Genomic DNA, 1,611 nt, shown 5'->3' on the forward strand with positions numbered 1-1,611 from the left:
ATAAAAAAGCGGAATAAATTCCGCCCTTAAAGAGTCTGATTAAGTTTAGGCTCTTTAGTTTTGCTTTTTCACTAATTTATGATATATTTTTATCGGTGATATTAATGTCTAAATTTACTATAAAACAGATTTTTATTGATAATTGGGATAGTTTTGTTACTAATTGTAGTGATGTAAATATTAGACCTGTCGTTTTTGAAGAAGTTAATAAGATTATTAATTGTGGTAATCCGGATTTTGGCTATGCTTTATATGTTTGTGAACATTGTGGTAAATTTTTAAAAGTTCCTTTTAGATGCAAATCTAGATTTTGTAATACTTGTGGTGTTAAATATGCTCAAGATAGAGCTTTGGCTATGGCTAAAAAATCTATTCGTTGTAAACACAGGCATATTGTTTTTACTATGTCTGACAAATTATGGTTGTACTTTCAAAAATATAGATACCTTTTGAATGGCTTATTCGAAGCTTCTTCTAATGCTATTCTTTCTTGGTTTTATGAATTAAACAAGTCTCAGAATTTTAAACCTGGTATAATGTGTACTCTTCATACTTTTGGTAGAGATTTAAAATGGAATCCTCATATTCATCTGCTTTGTACTGAAGGTGGTGCTGGTAACACTGAAATTTTTAGAATTGTCCATCATATTAACTTTAAAGCTCTTAGATTTAGGTGGCAAAAATTATTATTAGATTATCTTTCTATTAATTTACCTGCTTGTGAACTTCCTAAATTCAAAAAACTTAAAAATCAAATATATAAAGAATATAATAATGGTTTCTACGTTTATGCTAAACCTGATAACATCTCTTCTATAAAACAAACCATTGATTATGTTGTTAGATACACTGGTAGACCTGCAATGGCTCAATCTCGTATTCTTAATTATGATGGCGAATATGTTACTTTTTGGTATGATAGACACGAAGACGGAAAACATGTTGAAGAAACAGTCCATGTCTATGAATTTATAAAAAGATTAATTAAACACATTCCTGATAAAAATTTTAAAATAGTTAGATACTACGGCTTATATGCTAGAGAACACAAACATTCTAGTAGAATATTTAAATTATTAAATCAAACTCAAATAGAAATTAGAGAACAATTAAGAAAGTGGAATCTTTCTATTGAATTATCTTTCGGGTATAATCCAACAAATTGTGATTGTGGAGGACATTTCATATTTTTCGAATTAAAAGTCCCCTCCAAACTATTGTCAAATGTCTCCTAAGTTTATATAATGTCTTTGGTGATTTTAATGAAAAATAAAAAGAATAAATATCCTTTTGCTAATGAAGTAAAAGAAATGAAAGATAATTTTAAAAAAATGATTGATTCCATGTCTGATGATGAATTTCTTGATTTTATAGAATACATAAATGCTTGTTCTAACATCTCTGAAGAAGATTATGACAAAGAACTCTGGGCTGGTGATGAAGGCTGGGAAGATGAAGCTGCGAAATTCTATGGTTATGATTTTGATAATATTGAAGATGATGACAGCTTACCATTTTAACTTCAAAATATTATATTTTGAGGCATATTCATTATGCCTTTTATTTTTGCATTCTTTTTATTAAAAAATAGAACTTTCCTATAATATAAAA

At 27.8% G+C, this 1,611-nt stretch carries 2 protein-coding genes; both read left to right on the forward strand.

Annotated elements, in window-relative coordinates:
- The first annotated feature begins 104 nt into the window (after positions 1 to 104).
- Positions 105 to 1,235, forward strand: a complete 1,131-nt coding sequence (locus tag QZ321_RS12435; RefSeq protein WP_294197063.1) for a transposase — start codon at positions 105 to 107, stop codon at positions 1,233 to 1,235.
- 9 nt (positions 1,236 to 1,244) lie between these two features.
- Positions 1,245 to 1,520 carry a hypothetical protein gene (locus tag QZ321_RS12440; RefSeq protein ID WP_294197064.1) on the forward strand — a complete coding sequence of 92 codons (276 nt, stop codon included), beginning with the start codon at positions 1,245 to 1,247 and terminating at the stop codon, positions 1,518 to 1,520.
- Positions 1,521 to 1,611: the final 91 nt, after the last annotated feature.

This window comes from uncultured Clostridium sp. (genome assembly GCF_910588715.1).
Lineage (GTDB): Bacteria > Bacillota > Clostridia > Clostridiales > Clostridiaceae > Clostridium.